Annotated in this window: 14 protein-coding genes, 2 rRNA genes and 1 pseudogene; 10 read left to right on the forward strand and 7 right to left on the reverse strand. The window is 58.2% G+C overall.

Translation table 11 applies throughout. The annotated features are described in order from the left end of the window. The first annotated feature begins 213 nt into the window (after positions 1-213). The 5 genes from PSEBG33_RS23410 to PSEBG33_RS23390 all read left to right on the forward strand — a co-directional run bounded on the left by PSEBG33_RS23410 (position 214) and on the right by PSEBG33_RS23390 (position 7,124). Positions 214-3,106: ribosomal RNA gene (locus PSEBG33_RS23410) — 23S ribosomal RNA — on the forward strand. 156 nt (positions 3,107-3,262) lie between these two features. Beyond that, positions 3,263-3,378, forward strand: a 5S ribosomal RNA gene (gene rrf / locus PSEBG33_RS23405). 180 nt (positions 3,379-3,558) lie between these two features. After that, positions 3,559-4,218, forward strand: a complete 660-nt coding sequence (locus PSEBG33_RS23400; protein WP_005784496.1) for a paraquat-inducible protein A — start codon at positions 3,559-3,561, stop codon at positions 4,216-4,218. Continuing rightward, the gene (locus tag PSEBG33_RS23395; protein WP_005784498.1) at positions 4,205-4,828 is read left to right on the forward strand and encodes a paraquat-inducible protein A; all 624 of its coding nucleotides are present in this window, start codon (positions 4,205-4,207) and stop codon (positions 4,826-4,828) included. Before PSEBG33_RS23400 ends, PSEBG33_RS23395 begins: the two co-directional genes overlap by 14 nt. Beyond that, positions 4,821-7,124 carry a PqiB family protein gene (locus PSEBG33_RS23390; RefSeq protein WP_005784500.1) on the forward strand — a complete coding sequence of 768 codons (2,304 nt, stop codon included), beginning with the start codon at positions 4,821-4,823 and terminating at the stop codon, positions 7,122-7,124. Before PSEBG33_RS23395 ends, PSEBG33_RS23390 begins: the two co-directional genes overlap by 8 nt. Positions 7,125-7,310: 186 nt before the next feature. Here the strand turns inward: PSEBG33_RS23390 and mksF are convergent, their stop codons facing one another. From mksF to mksB, 3 genes are read right to left on the reverse strand one after another with little or no spacing between them, the layout of a single operon-like run. After that, positions 7,311-10,151, reverse strand: coding sequence for an Mks condensin complex protein MksF (mksF, locus tag PSEBG33_RS23385; protein ID WP_005784503.1), 2,841 nt, complete (start codon positions 10,149-10,151; stop codon positions 7,311-7,313). After that, the gene (gene mksE / locus PSEBG33_RS23380) at positions 10,148-10,855 is read right to left on the reverse strand and encodes an Mks condensin complex protein MksE (protein ID WP_005784505.1); all 708 of its coding nucleotides are present in this window, start codon (positions 10,853-10,855) and stop codon (positions 10,148-10,150) included. Before mksE ends, mksF begins: the two co-directional genes overlap by 4 nt. Further along, positions 10,845-12,122, reverse strand: a complete 1,278-nt coding sequence (gene mksB, locus PSEBG33_RS23375) for an Mks condensin complex protein MksB (protein WP_005784507.1) — start codon at positions 12,120-12,122, stop codon at positions 10,845-10,847. The genes mksE and mksB overlap by 11 nt, the downstream gene beginning before the upstream one ends. 187 nt (positions 12,123-12,309) lie before the next feature. On the opposite strand from mksB, the gene PSEBG33_RS23370 reads away from it, so the two are divergent. Continuing rightward, complete coding sequence (locus PSEBG33_RS23370) at positions 12,310-13,056, forward strand: hypothetical protein (RefSeq protein ID WP_005784509.1); 747 nt, start codon at positions 12,310-12,312, stop codon at positions 13,054-13,056. Then, the gene (gene rimI, locus PSEBG33_RS23365; protein ID WP_005784514.1) at positions 13,049-13,501 is read left to right on the forward strand and encodes a ribosomal protein S18-alanine N-acetyltransferase; all 453 of its coding nucleotides are present in this window, start codon (positions 13,049-13,051) and stop codon (positions 13,499-13,501) included. Before PSEBG33_RS23370 ends, rimI begins: the two co-directional genes overlap by 8 nt. A gap of 119 nt (positions 13,502-13,620) precedes the next feature. On the opposite strand, the gene PSEBG33_RS23360 is transcribed toward rimI, so the two are convergent. Further along, the gene (locus tag PSEBG33_RS23360; RefSeq protein WP_005784516.1) at positions 13,621-14,025 is read right to left on the reverse strand and encodes a hypothetical protein; all 405 of its coding nucleotides are present in this window, start codon (positions 14,023-14,025) and stop codon (positions 13,621-13,623) included. 139 nt (positions 14,026-14,164) lie between these two features. Between PSEBG33_RS23360 and can the strand changes: the two genes are divergently transcribed. After that, complete coding sequence (can, locus tag PSEBG33_RS23355; RefSeq protein WP_005784518.1) at positions 14,165-14,809, forward strand: carbonate dehydratase; 645 nt, start codon at positions 14,165-14,167, stop codon at positions 14,807-14,809. Here the strand turns inward: can and PSEBG33_RS23350 are convergent. The 3 genes from PSEBG33_RS23350 to acpA form a co-directional block, all read right to left on the reverse strand. Beyond that, complete coding sequence (locus tag PSEBG33_RS23350; RefSeq protein WP_005784520.1) at positions 14,806-15,321, reverse strand: hypothetical protein; 516 nt, start codon at positions 15,319-15,321, stop codon at positions 14,806-14,808. The genes can and PSEBG33_RS23350 overlap by 4 nt on opposite strands. A 137-nt stretch (positions 15,322-15,458) precedes the next feature. After that, positions 15,459-16,628 (reverse strand): hypothetical protein, encoded by a 1,170-nt coding sequence (locus PSEBG33_RS23345; RefSeq protein ID WP_005784521.1) that lies wholly within the window; start codon positions 16,626-16,628, stop codon positions 15,459-15,461. Between the two features lie 119 nt (positions 16,629-16,747). Then, on the reverse strand, positions 16,748-18,448 hold the full coding sequence (acpA, locus tag PSEBG33_RS23340; RefSeq protein WP_005784523.1) for an acid phosphatase: 1,701 nt from the start codon (positions 18,446-18,448) through the stop codon (positions 16,748-16,750). Between the two features lie 157 nt (positions 18,449-18,605). Between acpA and PSEBG33_RS28390 the strand changes: the two genes are divergently transcribed. Together PSEBG33_RS28390 and PSEBG33_RS28395 are read left to right on the forward strand one after the other, a co-directional pair. Beyond that, positions 18,606-18,896, forward strand: a complete 291-nt coding sequence (locus PSEBG33_RS28390; protein WP_005784525.1) for a nucleotidyltransferase family protein — start codon at positions 18,606-18,608, stop codon at positions 18,894-18,896. Continuing rightward, a pseudogene (locus PSEBG33_RS28395) lies at positions 18,893-19,233 on the forward strand (DUF86 domain-containing protein). Before PSEBG33_RS28390 ends, PSEBG33_RS28395 begins: the two are co-directional and overlap by 4 nt. Positions 19,234-19,247: the final 14 nt, after the last annotated feature.

Consider the following 19,247-nt stretch of genomic DNA (forward strand, 5'->3'; position numbering starts at 1 on the left):
GCATTCCATCGTTGTGATGGTGAATGTTGATTTCTAGTCTTTGACTAGTTCGTTCTTTAAAAACTTGGGTATGTGATAGAAAGATAGACTGAACGTTACTTTCACTGGTAACGGATCAGGCTAAGGTAAAATTTGTGAGTTCTCTTAATCGAGAAATTCGAATTTTCGGCGAATGTTGTCTTCACAGTATAACCAGATTGCTTGGGGTTATATGGTCAAGTGAAGAAGCGCATACGGTGGATGCCTTGGCAGTCAGAGGCGATGAAAGACGTGGTAGCCTGCGAAAAGCTTCGGGGAGTCGGCAAACAGACTTTGATCCGGAGATGTCTGAATGGGGGAACCCAGCCATCATAAGATGGTTATCTTGTACTGAATACATAGGTGCAAGAGGCGAACCAGGGGAACTGAAACATCTAAGTACCCTGAGGAAAAGAAATCAACCGAGATTCCCTTAGTAGTGGCGAGCGAACGGGGACTAGCCCTTAAGTGGCTTTGAGATTAGCGGAACGCTCTGGAAAGTGCGGCCATAGTGGGTGATAGCCCTGTACGCGAAAATCTCTTAGTCATGAAATCGAGTAGGACGGAGCACGAGAAACTTTGTCTGAATATGGGGGGACCATCCTCCAAGGCTAAATACTACTGACTGACCGATAGTGAACTAGTACCGTGAGGGAAAGGCGAAAAGAACCCCGGAGAGGGGAGTGAAATAGATCCTGAAACCGTATGCGTACAAGCAGTGGGAGCCCACTTTGTTGGGTGACTGCGTACCTTTTGTATAATGGGTCAGCGACTTATTTTCAGTGGCGAGCTTAACCGAATAGGGGAGGCGTAGCGAAAGCGAGTCTTAATAGGGCGTCTAGTCGCTGGGAATAGACCCGAAACCGGGCGATCTATCCATGGGCAGGTTGAAGGTTGGGTAACACTAACTGGAGGACCGAACCGACTACCGTTGAAAAGTTAGCGGATGACCTGTGGATCGGAGTGAAAGGCTAATCAAGCTCGGAGATAGCTGGTTCTCCTCGAAAGCTATTTAGGTAGCGCCTCATGTATCACTGTAGGGGGTAGAGCACTGTTTCGGCTAGGGGGTCATCCCGACTTACCAAACCGATGCAAACTCCGAATACCTACAAGTGCCGAGCATGGGAGACACACGGCGGGTGCTAACGTCCGTCGTGAAAAGGGAAACAACCCAGACCGTCAGCTAAGGTCCCAAAGTTATGGTTAAGTGGGAAACGATGTGGGAAGGCTTAGACAGCTAGGAGGTTGGCTTAGAAGCAGCCACCCTTTAAAGAAAGCGTAATAGCTCACTAGTCGAGTCGGCCTGCGCGGAAGATGTAACGGGGCTCAAACCATACACCGAAGCTACGGGTATCACGTAAGTGATGCGGTAGAGGAGCGTTCTGTAAGCCTGTGAAGGTGAGTTGAGAAGCTTGCTGGAGGTATCAGAAGTGCGAATGCTGACATGAGTAACGACAATGGGTGTGAAAAACACCCACGCCGAAAGACCAAGGTTTCCTGCGCAACGTTAATCGACGCAGGGTTAGTCGGTCCCTAAGGCGAGGCTGAAAAGCGTAGTCGATGGAAAACAGGTTAATATTCCTGTACTTCTGGTTATTGCGATGGAGGGACGGAGAAGGCTAGGCCAGCTTGGCGTTGGTTGTCCAAGTTTAAGGTGGTAGGCTGGAATCTTAGGTAAATCCGGGATTCTAAGGCCGAGAGCTGATGACGAGTTAACTTTTAGTTAACGAAGTGGTTGATGCCATGCTTCCAAGAAAAGCTTCTAAGCTTCAGGTAACCAGGAACCGTACCCCAAACCGACACAGGTGGTTGGGTAGAGAATACCAAGGCGCTTGAGAGAACTCGGGTGAAGGAACTAGGCAAAATGGCACCGTAACTTCGGGAGAAGGTGCGCCGGTGAGGGTGAAGGACTTGCTCCGTAAGCTCATGCCGGTCGAAGATACCAGGCCGCTGCGACTGTTTATTAAAAACACAGCACTCTGCAAACACGAAAGTGGACGTATAGGGTGTGACGCCTGCCCGGTGCCGGAAGGTTAATTGATGGGGTTAGCTAACGCGAAGCTCTTGATCGAAGCCCCGGTAAACGGCGGCCGTAACTATAACGGTCCTAAGGTAGCGAAATTCCTTGTCGGGTAAGTTCCGACCTGCACGAATGGCGTAACGATGGCGGCGCTGTCTCCACCCGAGACTCAGTGAAATTGAAATCGCTGTGAAGATGCAGTGTATCCGCGGCTAGACGGAAAGACCCCGTGAACCTTTACTATAGCTTTGCACTGGACTTTGAATTTGCTTGTGTAGGATAGGTGGGAGGCTTTGAAGCGTGGACGCCAGTCTGCGTGGAGCCAACCTTGAAATACCACCCTGGCAACTTTGAGGTTCTAACTCAGGTCCGTTATCCGGATCGAGGACAGTGTATGGTGGGTAGTTTGACTGGGGCGGTCTCCTCCTAAAGAGTAACGGAGGAGTACGAAGGTGCGCTCAGACCGGTCGGAAATCGGTCGTAGAGTATAAAGGCAAAAAGCGCGCTTGACTGCGAGACAGACACGTCGAGCAGGTACGAAAGTAGGTCTTAGTGATCCGGTGGTTCTGTATGGAAGGGCCATCGCTCAACGGATAAAAGGTACTCCGGGGATAACAGGCTGATACCGCCCAAGAGTTCATATCGACGGCGGTGTTTGGCACCTCGATGTCGGCTCATCACATCCTGGGGCTGAAGCCGGTCCCAAGGGTATGGCTGTTCGCCATTTAAAGTGGTACGCGAGCTGGGTTTAGAACGTCGTGAGACAGTTCGGTCCCTATCTGCCGTGGACGTTTGAGATTTGAGAGGGGCTGCTCCTAGTACGAGAGGACCGGAGTGGACGAACCTCTGGTGTTCCGGTTGTCACGCCAGTGGCATTGCCGGGTAGCTATGTTCGGAATAGATAACCGCTGAAAGCATCTAAGCGGGAAACTAGCCTCAAGATGAGATCTCACTGGAACCTTGAGTTCCCTGAAGGGCCGTCGAAGACTACGACGTTGATAGGTTGGGTGTGTAAGCGCTGTGAGGCGTTGAGCTAACCAATACTAATTGCCCGTGAGGCTTGACCATATAACACCCAAGCAATTTGTTTCTCGAAAGAGCATCAGATTGCGGTGTGTGAAGACGCAATGAACCGAAAGTTCGACGCTCACAAAACACCGAAAGCTGTCACATACCCAATTTGCTGAAGCGAGACCAACTGGTCGCGACTCAGTACCCGAATTTCTTGACGACCATAGAGCATTGGAACCACCTGATCCCATCCCGAACTCAGCAGTGAAACGATGCATCGCCGATGGTAGTGTGGGGTTTCCCCATGTGAGAGTAGGTCATCGTCAAGATTAAATTCCAGAACCCCTGTTTGCTAACGCAAACAGGGGTTTTGTTTTGGGCGGTCGAAAAGCGTCTGCCCTTGCCCGTACCGCTGGCGTCTCTCAATCGCCCGACAAAATTGCACAGTTATTTCCGAGCCAGAGCACTAGAATAGCCGCCTAACTATTTTTAGAGTCAGAGCCCTATCTATGCCCGATCTGGTTGATGCCGTTGAGGTATCGGATTTACCACTGGACGAGCTGGTGGCATGCCATGAGTGCGACTTGCTGATGCGTAAACCAACGCTCGCCCTTGGCGAAAAGGCCCAGTGCCCACGCTGTGGCTACGAGTTGTACGCTCACCGCCACAATGTGGTCGAGCGGAGCCTTGCTTTAGTACTTGCGGCCCTGCTGCTTTACATCCCGGCGAACTTTTTGCCCATCATGCAGCTCAATCTACTCGGGCAGTCCTCGGAGGACACCGTATGGAGCGGCGTTGTTGGCTTATTCGATACCGGTATGCAAGGCGTTGCTGCCGTTGTGTTCTTGTGCAGCATGGGGATCCCCTTGCTCAAGCTGCTCTGCCAATTGGCAGTGTTGCTCAGCATCCGCTGGAACATCGGTCGCAGTTACGGGCTGTTGTTGTACCGCATCTACCACCATATGAAGGATTGGGGGATGCTGGAGGTCTACTTGATGGGCGTATTGGTGGCGATCGTAAAGCTCGCCGACATGGCCTCCATCACGATCGGCCTGGGTCTGGTCTGCTTCGTCAGTTTATTAATGGTTCAAGTTCTGCTTGAGGTGGTCATGTCGCCCCATCAGATCTGGCAAGCACTGTCAGGAGAGGATGACCATGCGGGCGATTGATGCAGGCATTCTGATTTGTACCGAATGCCATGAATTGAACAAGCAGGAAGCGGATACCGAAGAGCAACTCTGTACCCGTTGCGGCGCGTTGATCCATGCGCGTCGCCCCAATAGCCTCACCCGTACCTGGGCATTGCTGATCACCGCAGCGATCTTGTATATCCCCGCCAACCTGTTACCCATCATGACCGTCAACTCCCTCGGCCAAGGTGACCCGAGTACCATCATGGCGGGTGTGATCCAACTGGTGCAGCACGGCATGTTTCCTATCGCCGCCGTGGTGTTCATCGCCAGTATCCTGGTGCCGACATTCAAGTTGGTAGGCATCGGCCTGTTGCTGTTTTCGGTGCAGCGTCACCAACCGCTGTCTGCGCAACAACGCATTGTGATGTACCGTTTTATCGAATTCATTGGCCGCTGGTCCATGCTGGATATCTTCGTGATCGCCATCCTGGTGGCGGTCGTTAACTTTGGGCGACTTGCCAGTGTCGAGGCCAATCTCGGCGCTGCAGCGTTCGCCAGTGTGGTGATCTTGACGATGCTTGCCGCAGTAACTTTCGATCCCCGACTGATTTGGGATAACACGGAGTCGGACGACGACCATGAGTGATTTGCCTAAAGCTAAAACCCGCCCGGCCTCCAATTGGTCGGCTATTTGGGTGTTGCCCCTGATTGCCCTGATCATCGGTGGCTGGCTGGGGTGGCGCGCCTACTCCCAGCAAGGTCTTGAGATTCAGGTTCGCTTTGAGAGCGGCGAGGGTATTCAAGTCAACAAGACTGAGGTCGTCTACAAAGGCATGACCGTCGGCAAGGTCAAGACCCTGGCCCTGGATGACGAAGGCAGTAATCGCGGGGTGATCGCCACCATCGAGATGAACAAGGATGTAGAGCAGTATCTGAGGACAAACACCCGCTTCTGGTTGGTCAAGCCCAGCGTCAGCCTCGCCGGCATCACGGGCCTGGAGACCCTGGTTTCGGGTAACTACATCGCCGCCAGCCCGGGCGATGGTGAGCCCACGCGCAAGTTCAAGGCGCTGTCTGAAGAACCACCGTTATCCGACGCCAAGCCGGGCCTGCACCTGACGCTCAAGGCCGACCGCCTGGGCTCGCTGAACCGTGGCAGCCCGGTGTTCTACAAGCAGATTCAGGTCGGCCAGGTCAAAAGCTATCTGTTGTCCGAAGACCAGAGCATCGTCGAGATCAAGGTTTATATCGAGCCGACCTACGCCAGCCTGGTGCGCAAGCACACGCGTTTCTGGAACGCCAGCGGCATCAGCATCGACGCCAACCTCTCCGGGGTGAAGGTGCGCAGCGAATCGCTTTCAAGCATCGTGGCCGGTGGTATCGCCTTCGCCACGCCGGAGAATCGCCAAGACAGCCCACCCACCGACCCGAGCCTGCCTTTTCGCCTGTACGAGGACTTCGATGCCGCCGCAGCCGGCATCAAGGTCAAGGTCAAACTCACCGATTTCGAAGGCCTCCAGGCCGGGCGTACCCCGGTCATGTACAAAGGCATCCAGGTTGGTAGCCTGAAAACCTTGAAGATCGACCCGGACCTGTCCAGCGCCAGCGCCGAGTTGACCCTTGATCCTTTGGCCGAAGACTACCTGGTCCAGGACACGCAATTCTGGGTGGTCAAGCCGTCCATCTCCCTGGCAGGCATCACCGGCCTGGAAGCACTGGTCAAAGGTAACTACATCGCGATCCGCCCGGGTGACAAAGGCACCCCGCCACAACGTGAGTATGTGGCCCGCGCCAAGGCGCCGCCGTTGGACCTGCGCTCCCCCGGCCTGCACATGGTGCTGCTCACCGACAACCTGGGCTCGCTGGATGTCGGCAGCCCGATTCTGTACAAACAGGTCAAGGTGGGTTCGGTGCAGAGCTACCAGTTTTCACGCAAGAAGAAGCAACTCGTGATCGGCGTTCATATCGAGAAAGAGTATGAAGGCCTGGTCAACGGCTCGACACGTTTCTGGAACGCCAGCGGTGTCACTCTCACTGGTGGGCTCACCGGTGGCATCCAGGTCAAAAGCGAATCCCTGGCCAGCCTGATGGCCGGCGGTATCGCCTTCGAAACACCGGAGCCCAACGTTCCCCTGAAGCACCGTATCCCGCGCTTCCGTTTGTTCGCCGACCGTGACGCCGCGAATCAGCATGGCACCCTGGTGACGATCAAGGTCGATCGTGCCGACGGCCTGCGCCCCGGTACAGCCGTACGCTTCAAAGGTCTGGATGTTGGCAAGGTCGAGAGCGTCGACCTCAGCGCCGACATGCAGTCTGTATTGCTGCGCGCCCGTATCACTCAGGTAGCTGATCGTATCGCCCGCGCAGGCAGCCAGTTCTGGGTGGTCAAGCCGGAGCTGGGCCTGATGAAGACCTCCAATCTTGAAACCCTGGTCACCGGGCAATACATCGAGGTGCAGCCGGCGGTGAAAAATGCCGGGCCGCAAAAAAACTTTGTTGCACTGGATCAGCCACCGGAGGCTGTCCATCAGGAGCAAGGCCTGAGCCTGACACTCAGCGCCGCTCGCCGTGGTTCGCTCAAAGGAGGCGTGCCGGTCACTTACCGTGAAGTCACCGTGGGCAAGGTCATCGGCTATGAGCTGGGCCAGACCGCCGACCGTGTGCTGGTGCATATCCTGATCGAGCCCAAGTACGCCCCCTTGGTACGCAGTGGCAGTCGCTTCTGGAACACCAGCGGCTTCGGTCTCGACTTTGGCCTGTTCAAGGGCGCGACGGTGCGCACCGAGTCCCTGGAGACTTTGGTGGCCGGCGGTATCGCCTTTGCCACGCCAGATGGCGAGCGCATGGGCAACCCGGCACGGCCACAGCAGACCTTCCCGTTGTTCGATAAGTTTGAAGATGAGTGGCTGACCTGGGCGCCCAAGATTCCACTCGGTAAATAAACCGATGCGCGGCCTTCGCGAGCAAGCCCGGCTCCCACAGGGATATGCATTTTCGGCAAGTATGCATTCTAACTATGGGAGCCGGGCTTGCCCGCGATGAGGCCCACAAACACACCGCAAATCCCAAGCCGAAAAAAAGGCCGTGATCCAAAAGATCGCGGCCTTTTTGCATGTCAGCGCAACGCGTCAGACCTCATCCAGCTCCGGCTCATCGGCTTGCACATTCATCGTCGCCTTCACCACATCATGGCGACGGATGTATTTCCAGTCCGCCTCATCAATGTAGATTCCGTTCGGCCCGCTGCCGCCTTCCAGGTCGATCGCCACCTGGGCGGAAACCTGCGGCTTCACGCTGGCCAGGATCGGCACGAAGCCCAGTTGCAAGCTGGTTTCCAGCAAGGCAGCCTGGTTCTTCTCATCGATGTCTGCCGCTTCATCGAGGTAATACGGCAAACGCACACGGCCGGCCTGGTCGCGGTCCATCAAGTGCAGCAACAGATACATGTTGGTCAGCGCCTTGATGGTCATGGTGGTGCCGTTGGACGCGGCGCCATCGATGTCGGTATGAATCACCGGCTGACCGTGCACCTTGGTGATCTCGAACGCCAGTTCGAACAAGTCCTTGAGGCCCAGCTGGTTATGGTTGGCCGCAACGAGGCGCGCCAGGTATTCCTTGGCCTCTTCGTTCTTGTTGTCCTGCTCGGCGCTCTGGCTGAGGTCGAACACCGACAGCGTTTCGCCTTCTTCATACTGGCCAGCACTGTGGATGATCTGGTCGATATGCTTGAGGGCTTCCTTGTTCGGCGCCAGCACGATGCGAAAGCTCTGCAGGTTGGAGACCTGGCGTTTGTTGATCTCGCGGTTGAACAGCGCCAACTGGTGTTCAAGGCTGTCGTAATCGCTACGGATATTGCGCAGGGTACGGGCGATATCGGTCACCGCTGCTCGGCGTGCCTTGCCCAGCGTCAACGCTTCGTCGGTGCGGTGCGCATAGGCGTTGATCAGCAGCTGCAGGCGACGCTCCATGTCATCTTCGCTGTCGAACTTGGCCACACCCTTGAGGCGCACCTGGGCGTACAAGGCTTCGATCTGGCCGTCGGCGCGCAGCAAGCCCTGCCAGCTATCCTGGTAGTCATTGAGCAGTGGCAGCAAGTTGTCCATGGAGTCGTCGACCGGGTCCATGAACGGCGTGCCGAACGGCAGGTCCGCCGGCAACAGCTGACGACGACGCAACGCATCATCCAGCGTGCGTTGCTTGGCTTCCATATCGCCGATCTGGCGGCCGACCAGTTGCAGCTTGGCCGACAATTGCTGGACGCGCTCGGTAAAGGCATCGCTGGAGCGCTTCAGCTCATCCTGGGCGGCTTCCATTTGCGCCAGGTTTTCCAGCTTCTCGCCTTCTTCTGCACTCAGGGTCTGGGTGCGGCGGAAATCTTCCAATGCCTTCTGAGCATCCAGCACCTGCTGATACAGCGCTTCGGTCTGGGTCTTGCTCGCCGCGCGGTCGGACGCTACGGCCTGCTGGGTTTTGAGTTGCTTGAGTTCTTTTTCCAGGCGCTCCTTCTGGTCGCGCAAGGCGGCGCGGTCGGCCAGGGCCTGCAACGCAGGCGGCTCGATGTGCGAGATGTCGATGGACAGCCCCGGCACTTCAAAGCGCTCGCCCTTGAAGCCATCGAGGATCTGCTCCAGGGATTTGACCCACTGGCCGTCCTCGTCCAGCGTGATGCCGTGCTCACCCAGAGGCAGGCTGAACAACGAGCTGTTGAACAGGCGCATCAGACGTTCGACATCCTGTTGCGAGAACTCCTCGCGCAGCTTGGCATAGCTGTTGTTGTCGGCGTGATCGAGTTGCTGCCTGACCGACTTCAAGCGCTTTTCCAGGTCGCGCAGACGCTCGTCCAGGTCCTCGGCGCTGAACTGTCGCGACTGCGCCAATGCGCCCGCCAGTTCATCGTGGGCGTCTTTGGCGGCGAGCAACTGTTGCTCCAGCACCTTGACGTCATCCACCAGGGCAAAGCGATGCTTGAGTACCGACAGCTCGCCCAGCCAACGCTGGATACCGCTGATCTCCCGCTCCAGACGCATCAGTTCCTGAGTACCGCCACGCTGGTCGTTCTGCAGCGCGTCCTGCTCGTTGCGGTAGTGCTCGGCCTGGATGGTCAGCTCTTCCTTGCGTGCACTGGCGTAGTCCGACCAGGTGCCCAGCAACGAATCCAGCAGCGGTGACAGGCGGTGCAGTTTGCCGCGCAAGGCGTCGCGTTGTTTTACGCCATTGGCCAAGGCTTCAACCAACGGCCCGGCGGCGACCAGGGAGTTGTAGTCCTGCTCCATGCGTCGTACATCACGGAAGGCTTCTTCGCACGCAGCGATGTAGTCGACACTGCCTGAACGCAAGCTGTGTTCGAACGCGTCGAGGAACAGTTGCTTGAGCTTGGCCGCGGTGATTTCGCGCATGTGCAGCAGGTTGATAAACAACGCACGGAACGTCTTCAAGCTCTGTTCGCTGGTGGAGCGCAGCGGGATCAGGGTCAGGTCCAGCGGGATCGACGTATGGCCGCCCACCAGCAAGCGCCGCAGTTCATCAGGCTTGAGTTCGTAGGCTTTGAGGCCCTCGCGCTCAAGGTTGGTAAACAGCTCTTTCTGACGCAGGCAGGTGTCGTTTTTCTGGTAATGAGCCAGGTCCAGCTTGCCCGCATAGGCAAAGAACTGGTGACCGAAACCACCGCCCGGCCCGCGTCCGACCACGCCGATGACGTGCGGGCCGTGGGGCAGGGAGACTTCTACCAGGATGTAGCTGGTGTCGGTGGCAAAGTAGAAGCGCCGCGATTGTTCCAGCGTGTACTTGCCGAAACTCATGTCCGACATGCGCGCCAGGATCGGGAACTGCAAGGCGTTGATGGATGCGGATTTACCCAGGTTGTTCGCGCCATACACCGACAGCGGCTCTTCCAGCGGGAACAAGCCCAGGCTGTAACCGGCGGTGTTCAATAGGGCGAAGCGGCGGATGCCGTAACGTTCCTTACTCATACGTCGGTTTCCTGTTCTTCGGCAATGGCTCGGGCCAGGGCGTCTTCTTCGCTTTCCTCATCGAAGGCGCTAAGGTCCAGCGGGTCATCGGTCTTCAGCAGTTTTTCATCGCTGTCTTCGTCGATGATCACTGGCACCGGCAGCGGCAATACGCTGTGCACGCTGGCGGCGAGGTCGCGGTCCTGCTGCACCGACAGGCACACGTCGAGGAAACGGTGCATTGGTGGCAGGAAGCGGTAGATACCGTTGTCTTCGCTGGCAAAACCGAGTTGGGTCATGCGACGCATGATTTTTTCTTCGAGCTCTTCCTGGGTCTGCACTTCGGCCTGGATAAACAGGTCGCGGTACTTCTCCAGCAACGAAGGCAATTCGTCGCGCCCCAGGCTGCCGCCGTCGAGCACGGCAACCGGGTCGCGGCCCTGGTCGGCCAGGTGCTCGACGATAATGAAGGTAAACAAGGCCAGGCGCTGGGCGGTCTTGTTGACCTGCGCGGCAGCCACGGCGGTGTCCGGGACGAAGTAGTAGAAACCGCGGGTATCGCATACCAGCTCAAAGCCCAAGGCCTTGAACAGCGTGCGGTACTGGTCCTGGAAGTTCGACAGCTGCGCGTACAGCTCCGGGTCGCGGCGGCTGACGTGGTAACCCTTGAACAGCTCGCGAAAAATCGGCGCCAGCTGGGACAGTTCGGATAGATCAAGATGCATAAGGGGTGCTCGCAGAATTCTCGGTGGCGTCAACGCCGGCCGGGAGCAGGGCGAAGGAGCGCAGGCTGACCTGATGCTCGTGGGTGTGGTAATCGCGACGTTCCAGGCGCTCGCGCTTGAAGCGTTTTTCCCGGGACAGGCGTGAGAACCAGTACAGCAATTCGTCGGTGGCGCCGTCCGGCTCCTGCTCCAGCAGCCAGGTCATCAGGTCCGGCATCGGCAGGGCGTCTTCGCAACGTTCGAGCATTTCCTTGACCGTACGCGGGGCGCGCGGGGCCTCGCCCTTGTGGGATTTGTGCGCCTTGGGGAATCGCGCCGGTTTCGGCTCGAAATTGGCCAGGGCATACACATAAGCCTCGACCTGGCTGGCGCTGCCCAGGAAGGTGCTTTGCGGTCGGGTGAACATCGGCATCGCCGCTTGCGGCACCGCGTCCAGGCCTTTACGGCGAATCGCCGACAAGGCCAGCGCAGCGCCGCGAGTCACTGCGTTATGCCGGCGTGCTTCTTCGCGCAGCGGCAACAGCAGCTCGCGCGCATGGCGCAAGGTCAGCTGGGCGCTGGTCTGCATTTCGAGGATGCGCGCGTGGGTGCGCAGCAGCATGTCGTCGTCCACCAGGTGGCCAAGACGCTGTTGCTCGGTGAGCATGCGCAGCAGCACGTTTTCCACCTTGCGCACGCCTTGCTCGAAGGCGCCGTCAGCGTTCACCAACTGGATCATCGGCTCGACGTATTCGTCCCAGGTTGCCAACACCTCGGCGTAGCGCTGGCGCAACGGGATCTGGCGGTCGCTGGTCTTGGCGCGATCGGCCACGGCGGCGAGGGCCTGTTCGTCGTTGGCAAGCTTTTTCAGCACGTCGCGCACGCGCATATCCAGCAAGCGTAGTTGCCGGGCCAGGTCATGGCCGTCGCGGATGTCGAAGGCGTCCTGGATATAACCGGCCAGACGCTCGAGGTGGCGCAGGTAGGCTTCGATTTCCAGGCACAGGCCAAGCCGGTGCTCCTTGCGAAGATAAGCGAGGAAGTCGTGGATCTGCGCGTTGAGCTCGAAACGGTTCGGGCTCTTGGCGACAGGTACCAGGATATCCAGGCGAATCCACACGTCCAGCAGGCTGGTAATGTCCTGGGGCGTGCTGTCCAGTTGTTGGGCGGCCAATTGTGCGCGCAGCTCGCTCAGGCTCAGGGTGCCTTGGTCGAAGTGTTCGCACAGAGGCTCAAGTAAGGCCCAGTGTTCGGCGAGGGCGCGCAGGACGCGCTTGGGTTCGATCATGGGAATGGCCGGCTGGTTGGCGATTAAAAGTCGCGATTGTACTGCATCAGACGCGGGATTTATCCACAGCCGGTCAGTGCGCAGTGGGCGATTGTTGCCGAACAGCGGTAGAATCCCCGCTCTTTACTTATCCACAAGTGGCCGAGCTGTGCTTATCGAGTCCCGACGTCGCGCTTACTTGACCGCCATGCAGGTGGTCAACTGGCTGCCCCGCACCGAACTGCCGTTTGCCGCGCCATCTCGGGCCGAGTTGTTGCAGGCGCTTGAGCCCTATGAGGCGTTCGAGTCGTCAGGGGAAGAGGCGGCCGCGCCTGTGGCGGTGGTCAAGCCCCCAGTCGAAACACGCCCGGCGGTCGAACGGGCAAAGATCGAAGTGCCACGCCCTGCGCCGGTGACCAAGGCTGCCAAGGTGGTGGAGGAGGCTGCGTCGGTGGTCAAGGCACCGGTAGTGCCGCCGCCCCGCTTTGCCCTGCAATTGCTGCGGGCCGGGCGTTGCCTGTTGCTGGTGGAGCTGCCCACCGGCGAGCGCTTCCAGTCGCGCGACCCGGCCTACCTGCTGCTCAAGGACATGCTGCGCGCCGCCGGCCTGCCCGACAGCCCGCAAATCATCGGTGAGCCGGTGCGCTGGCCGCTGCTGGTACGCGGCACCATGGATCAGGGCCCGGAAGCTGCGCGGGATTTTGTCCAGGGCTTTGTCTCGGCGCGTCTGGAAGACGAACCCTGCGTGTGCCTGTGGCTGATCGGCTTGCCTGCCGTGCGGTTTGCCGGTGAAGCCAATGCCGAGGCCTGGTACCGCGAACTGCAGGTCGACAGCCTGGGTTCGGTATGGGCCCTGCCGGGTCTGGAATTATTAATGGAAGAGCCACAGCGTAAGGCTGATGTCTGGCAAGCCATGCGCCGGCTGATGGCGCGCTGGAAAACAACTGATGAGTGAGGCTTTATCCTTCCGCCCGATGACCGAGGCCGACCTCGACGCGGTGCTGAAAATCGAATACGCAGCGTTCAGCCATCCCTGGACGCGAGGGATCTTTCTCGACGGGCTGGGCAAGTACCAGATCTGGCTGATGTTCGAAGGCGAGCAGCAAGTGGGCCATGGGGTGGTGCAGATCATTCTCGATGAAGCGCATTTGCTGAACATTACCGTCAAGCCGGAAAACCAGGGGCGCGGATTGGGTCTGGCGCTGCTGGAGCACCTGATGTCTCGTGCCTACGCGGCCAGCGCGCGGGAATGCTTCCTGGAAGTGCGGGACAGCAATACCGGGGCGTTTCGGTTATATGAGCGCTATGGCTTCAATGAGATTGGCCGTCGCCGGGATTATTACCCGGCGGTCGGTGGCCGCGAAGATGCAGTCGTGATGGCCTGCACCCTGGTCGACTGAACACACAGACCAATGTGGGAGGGGGCTTGCTCCCGAAAGCGATGGGGCAGTGACTTATTAAGTGCCTGACACACCGCCATCGGGAGCAAGCCCCCTCCCACATGTTGAACCGCGTTTTTTCAGCGGTTACCGTCTACAGGGTCAATATCGGCCAGCTCGGCCTCATCCAGGCCATTGCCGCCGCCAATTTCGTCCTCGTCGACGATACTCAGGTCAAAATCCGCCGGGTTATCTTCACCTGCTTCCCTGGCATCCCGCGCGCCATCCTCGTGAATCAGCGTTTCCGGGCTCATATCATCATCGGTTGATTCATGATCAGCGGTCGAGGCCCCGGTCATCCCGGCCTCTCGCACCCGTTCGTCGGGCATCAGGTGCTTGCGCTCGCCACGCGGGATTTCATCGCCGATTTCCGCTGTCTGGTCCTCTTCGTCAAAATCCAGCTCGCGCATCGAACCCATGCGGTCTTCGTTGTCGTCGATCGGTTCCGGCTGGGTTGCGCCGTAGGGACGTCGTGATTCAGTCATGGCCAATCCTCATACTGTGGGGCTTATAGTGTGTGGACAGGCGCTGCGTCCTAAAGATTCAAGCTAATTAACACTCGGCGTGACCCGGACGAGGGGTTGTCAGTCACAAAACTGCGCATCATTCCTGAGGCTTTCCCTGATGAACGAACTACAAGACCTGCTTGATAACAACGAACGCTGGGCGGATGCGATCAAACAGGAAGATCCCGAATTCTTCGCCAAGCTCGCCCGCCAGCAAACCCCGGAATACCTTTGGATCGGTTGCTCCGACGCGCGGGTGCCGGCCAATGAGATCGTCGGCATGTTGCCCGGTGATCTGTTCGTGCACCGCAACGTGGCTAACGTGGTGCTGCACACCGACCTTAATTGCCTGTCGGTGATTCAGTACGCGGTGGACGTGCTCAAGGTCAAACACATCCTCGTCACGGGGCACTATGGTTGCGGCGGCGTGCGTGCGTCGATGCAGGACCGCCAGTTCGGCCTGATCGACGGCTGGCTGCGCACTATTCGTGATCTCTACTACGAGAACCGCGAACTGCTGGCTCAACTGCCAACTGAAGAAGAACGCGTTGACCGCATGTGTGAACTCAATGTGATCCAGCAGGTGGCCAATGTCGGTCACACCAGCATTGTGCAAAATGCCTGGCATCGTGGGCAGAGCCTGTCGATCCATGGCTGCATCTACGGCATCAAGGACGGTCGCTGGAAGAGCTTGAACACCACCATCAGTGGCTTCGAGCAACTGCCGCCGCAATACCGCCTGCGTCCGTTGGGCGAAGCCTAGGGCCGTTTGTTTTCACGCCACCAGGCCAGGCCCTGGGCGTTCAACGGCTCTTTGCTGCCGGTGATCCAGCCCCGGCAGTTCAGCTCGCCGCAATGGCAAGCGAACTGCCGGTAAAGCGCGTCTTCAGTAATGGCGTAATCCAGGGTCAGCAGGCTGCCTGCGGTAATGGTGTTCAGGGTCCATAGTTCCATGTACGTGGTGTCCAGGAGCACGTTCGGCTTGCAGGAGTGCCGTATCAGGCCGCAGAACCACCTATCGTACAAGTGAATACGCGGCGACAGTTGCAGCGTATGCGCCCGGCGCTCGCTGACTGCGTAGCCTGAAACCAGAGCGATGCGTACTCGACTGTCAAAGTCGATGCGAGCCTTGATGCCACCCCGCTTGCCATTAGGGTATCGCACGACCTTGAATTGTGCGGTCGAGGGGTAACCCTGTTCCACCTGCAGCGTCTCAAAGGGGTAGAGGCAGTCATTCACTGCCGTTTTAGCCTTATCCATGGCTTGAGTCTTCATCACTCTCCTGAATTGGGCTGCATGGATCTGGGGTGTTCTGACTGCCAGTCTTGCAGCAAGTGGGCGCAAGCCAAGACTCGCCGAAGTTGAAGCCGGTTTCTACTGTCAGATCTGACAGTAGAAACCGCGGGTTCGCGTTAAAGCGCGGGAGAGGTAACGGTGGGGGGCGGTGCGGCGTTTTTCAGCTGCTTCAATTGCGCCTTGATAATTGGTGTGGCGCACTTGGTATTGGCCTGCTCCGGGGTCAGGTTGCGCACCGAGGTAAAGAACAGCTCACAGGTCTGCTCCTTGCGTGTGACCTGCCAGGTATTCAAGCAGGCTTTGAGCAACACATTCGCATCGCTGGCGGGTTTCTGGCCCATGCCCGCTTGCCAGCAGGCCGCGCTTAAATCCTGCCCCATTACTTTCAATCCGGCCTCGTCGGCCTTTTGTTCATCGCCGTCATAGCTTGCCGGATCCGCCGCGTACCAGATGTAGCTGGGGTGGTTGGCGCCCAGCACTGACACGCTCGTGCCTGGTGTCGGGCTGATCTGGGTCAGCTCCAGCACGCCTACGCTCTGACCGTATTGTTGCTTGACCCAACTGCGCACCGGCGCGCCGAACGCCACCATCGGCAGCGAGCCGTTGGCGTGCAGGCTCAGTTCCTTGACCATGCGGGTCTGATAGTCGGTGAAGTAGCTGTAGACGTTCTCAAGAGCCTTGCCTGCATTGGACGGTGCGGCGATGGGCGCGATATCGATGATGGTCTGGTAAGCCGGTGTCTCGCTGGCCGGGATGCCGTTGTCGGTAAGCAAGGCCGCCCAGCGGTCAGTGGTGGCCGACTCCAGGTAGTCCTGGGCCTGGGTGAGCGAGTAGTCCGGAGGAAAGTGCAGCAGTTCGATGCTCTTGCGGTTCTCCAGGGCCATGCCCAGCGGTAGGAACAGGTACCAGTTATAAGCCCACTTGCCATCGCTGTTGAGCCGGCTGGCACCCTGATAAGCGAGGTCGGCGGTATTGAGCAAGGTGGTCAAGGATTGGCCGTAGGTGTCCGGTACGCCGCTGAAATTCGCCCAGACCTGGCCATCGTGAGTTTTCACACTGACCCTGGCGCGGCTGTAGCCGTCACGCTGCAGGCTCTGGTTCAAGTAGTGCTCAGCGGTCTGCTCCAGTGTCCATGGCCGAAAGCAGATAACGTTGCAGTTATTGGGAAATGCGAATAACTGGGTGACGCGCTGCGTACTGCCCAGAGGCACCTCGATGTCGGCCTGTACGACCGCACTCACCAGCAGTGCGGCGAGGGTGAAGGACAGCCTGGTCGTTTTAAACATAGTTGGTTCCTTGTCAGCGACGCCCGTCTGCGCGGGATAAAAGCCCACCTGCACACAGTAGCGGCTGACCGGGAAAATCGCGTGTTAAATCGCCTGGCATGTCGTTATTGGATAAGCCTCTACGGGTGAAATTGCAAAGCGTTGGTCAGGTCGCCCATGGGCTTCTGGCCGCGGGCGATCATCGCGTCGTCACGCTGCTTGAGGCCGTCCAGAGTCTCCAATTGGAACACCCGGGTGATCAAACGCAGGATCGATGCAGTGTCGTACACCGTGTGGTCAACCGTGCCTTTGCGCGCAAACGGCGACACCACCAGGGCCGGCACCCGCGTGCCCGGGCCCCAGCGGTCACCCTTGGGCGGCGCCACATGGTCCCACCAGCCACCGTTTTCATCGACGGTGACCACCACTACCATGTTTTTCCACTGCGGGCTTTCTTGCAGCACCTTCAAGGCGCGGGCGATATGGCGGTCACCCGAGGCGATATCGGCATAACCGGCGTGCATGTTCAGGTTGCCTTGGGGTTTGTAGAAACTAACGGCCGGCAGCTTGCCGGCCTGGGCATCGGCGAAGAACTTGTTCGTGCTTGATTCATCCCCCAAGCCGCCGTCGCGCAGGCGTTTATCACGTTCCGCACGGTTTTGCGGACCTTGCTGCTTGAAGTAGTTGAACGGCTGGTGGTGGTACTGGAAGTTTGGAATCTTGGGGATACCGCCTGAGTCCTTGAACTGCTCCAAAGTGGCTTGCCACGCGCCGGCGTACCAGGCCCAGTCGACGTTCTTTTTCGAGAGCTTGTCGCCAATGTGCTCGTGGGTTTGCGGCACCAGTACGTTGGGCAGGTCAGGCTTTGAATAATCCGGGTTTTGCGGATCACGAATCCAGGTGGGCCAATACGGCGGGGCCAGGGTGTTTACGGCGTAACCGTCCGGGGTCAGTGCGCTGGGGCCGAACTGCGGCGGGCCGGTCATGGCGCTGGCCGGGGACGCGTCCAGCGGCTTGAGGCGCGTGTCGGTGGGGTCATCGCTTTGCAGCGTGGCGATCTGCGCCTTGGCCACCGACTGCGCGGCATTGGGATAAACCGGCGCCGTGGCGCTGATCAGGTAGTGGTGGTTAAGAAACGAGCCGCCAAATGCGCCCTGGAAAAAGTTATCGCAGAGCACAAACTCCCTGGCCACGTCCCACAGGCGCAGGGAATAACGACTTTGGGCGTAATGGCCCATCACCAGGCCCCCGGCATCGCCCCAGGCGACAAAACCGTCGTTCTTGCCACCGTTGATCTGCATCTGGTTTTGATAGAACACGTGCCACAGGTCGCGGGTCACCAAGCTCAATGGCAGGTCTTCGGCGTTCGGGCCCTTGAGGGCAAACGGTGCGTTGGGCAGGTTTTCCTGGAATTGCACACCGCTGGGGTAGGTCACTCCGTCCACCGTTTGCGGGCCGACTTGCAACACACCGCCCCATGTGGGCGGCAGGCTGGCCAGCACACTACCGTCGCGGTCGCGCTGCCGGGTGTCAGTGGCAGATAACGCTGACAGTGGTTTTTCAAGCCCGGGGAAATCGGCAAACAGGTTGTTGAAGCTGCGGTTCTCGGCGTAGATCACCACCACGGTTTTAACCTGGTCGCTCAAGGCCTTGTCCAGCTCCTGGGGTGTGAGCGGCCGGGCTACCGGTGTGCTCGGTGCTTCGCTGGTATGGCCGCAGGCACTCAAGGTCGCGCCTACCCCCAACACCGCCGCACCGCCGAGGAAGCGCCGACGGCTGGTGTCGACCGGCGTGTTGGGGGCAGAGTTGGGGGCAGGGCGGTCGTTGTGCTCGTCACTCATTGCGGGGGGAGTCCTTGGCGAGATGTTGCAAGATATTTCGCAGGACGGTAGCAATGGAATGTGACGGAACGAAGACACACATGTGATGAGCGGAGCGTGTCTACACACAGTAAGCGCTGCTAGACTGAGCTTCTAATGCACACCACCGAGGTGAGTCGTGAAACCTTCAACTGCACTTGATCTACAACGAGCAGCTGTCAGAGAAGTGATAGGACATTTCCAAATATCAAACCCGAGAGTATTTGGGTCTGTATTAACGGGTACCGACCAAGAAGGCAGTGATCTTGATTTGTTGGTTGATGCGCCACCGGGGACAACTCTTTTTGATCTTGGCGGGTTGCAGGTCGAGCTTGAGGACTTGTTAGGCGTCAATGTCGACCTGTTGACGCCTGGCGACTTGCCTTTGAAATTTCGCGCCAAGGTGTTGGCTGAGGCCCGTCCTGTATGACAGAAAATCGCTTAGGGGATTATCTGGAGCACATAAGGCAAGCTGCCACTGACGCTATCACTTTTTAGAGGGCTTGAGCAAAGAAGCGTTTTTGGCGGACCGGCGAACACAACAAGCTGTGGTCATGAGCCTGATCATCATTGGTGAAGCGTCGACGAAAATCATGGATCAGCATCCGGACTTCGCGGCACGCCATTCACATATTCCTTGGCGCAATATGCGAGCGATGCGCAACCGAATCGCTCATGGTTACTTCGATATCAACTTGGATGTTGTTTGGGACACGATACAGAGTGCATTACCTGATCTATTGGCACGCCTTCCTGTAAATCCTTGACCGCAGCTGTTCTA

This window comes from Pseudomonas synxantha BG33R (assembly GCF_000263715.2).
In the GTDB taxonomy this organism is placed as follows: domain Bacteria; phylum Pseudomonadota; class Gammaproteobacteria; order Pseudomonadales; family Pseudomonadaceae; genus Aquipseudomonas; species Aquipseudomonas synxantha_A.

Excerpts from the sequence above, each read along its gene's own strand:
- PSEBG33_RS23400 (WP_005784496.1), top strand. The coding sequence starts at position 3,559 with ATGCCCGATCTGGTTGATGCCGTTGAGGTATCGGATTTACCACTGGAC.
- PSEBG33_RS23395 (WP_005784498.1), top strand. The coding sequence starts at position 4,205 with ATGCGGGCGATTGATGCAGGCATTCTGATTTGTACCGAATGCCATGAA.
- PSEBG33_RS23390 (WP_005784500.1), top strand. The coding sequence starts at position 4,821 with ATGAGTGATTTGCCTAAAGCTAAAACCCGCCCGGCCTCCAATTGGTCG.
- mksF (WP_005784503.1), bottom strand. The coding sequence starts at position 10,151 with ATGAGTAAGGAACGTTACGGCATCCGCCGCTTCGCCCTATTGAACACC.
- mksE (WP_005784505.1), bottom strand. The coding sequence starts at position 10,855 with ATGCATCTTGATCTATCCGAACTGTCCCAGCTGGCGCCGATTTTTCGC.
- mksB (WP_005784507.1), bottom strand. The coding sequence starts at position 12,122 with ATGATCGAACCCAAGCGCGTCCTGCGCGCCCTCGCCGAACACTGGGCC.
- PSEBG33_RS23370 (WP_005784509.1), top strand. The coding sequence starts at position 12,310 with ATGCAGGTGGTCAACTGGCTGCCCCGCACCGAACTGCCGTTTGCCGCG.
- rimI (WP_005784514.1), top strand. The coding sequence starts at position 13,049 with ATGAGTGAGGCTTTATCCTTCCGCCCGATGACCGAGGCCGACCTCGAC.
- PSEBG33_RS23360 (WP_005784516.1), bottom strand. The coding sequence starts at position 14,025 with ATGACTGAATCACGACGTCCCTACGGCGCAACCCAGCCGGAACCGATC.
- can (WP_005784518.1), top strand. The coding sequence starts at position 14,165 with ATGAACGAACTACAAGACCTGCTTGATAACAACGAACGCTGGGCGGAT.
- PSEBG33_RS23350 (WP_005784520.1), bottom strand. The coding sequence starts at position 15,321 with ATGAAGACTCAAGCCATGGATAAGGCTAAAACGGCAGTGAATGACTGC.
- PSEBG33_RS23345 (WP_005784521.1), bottom strand. The coding sequence starts at position 16,628 with ATGTTTAAAACGACCAGGCTGTCCTTCACCCTCGCCGCACTGCTGGTG.
- acpA (WP_005784523.1), bottom strand. The coding sequence starts at position 18,448 with ATGAGTGACGAGCACAACGACCGCCCTGCCCCCAACTCTGCCCCCAAC.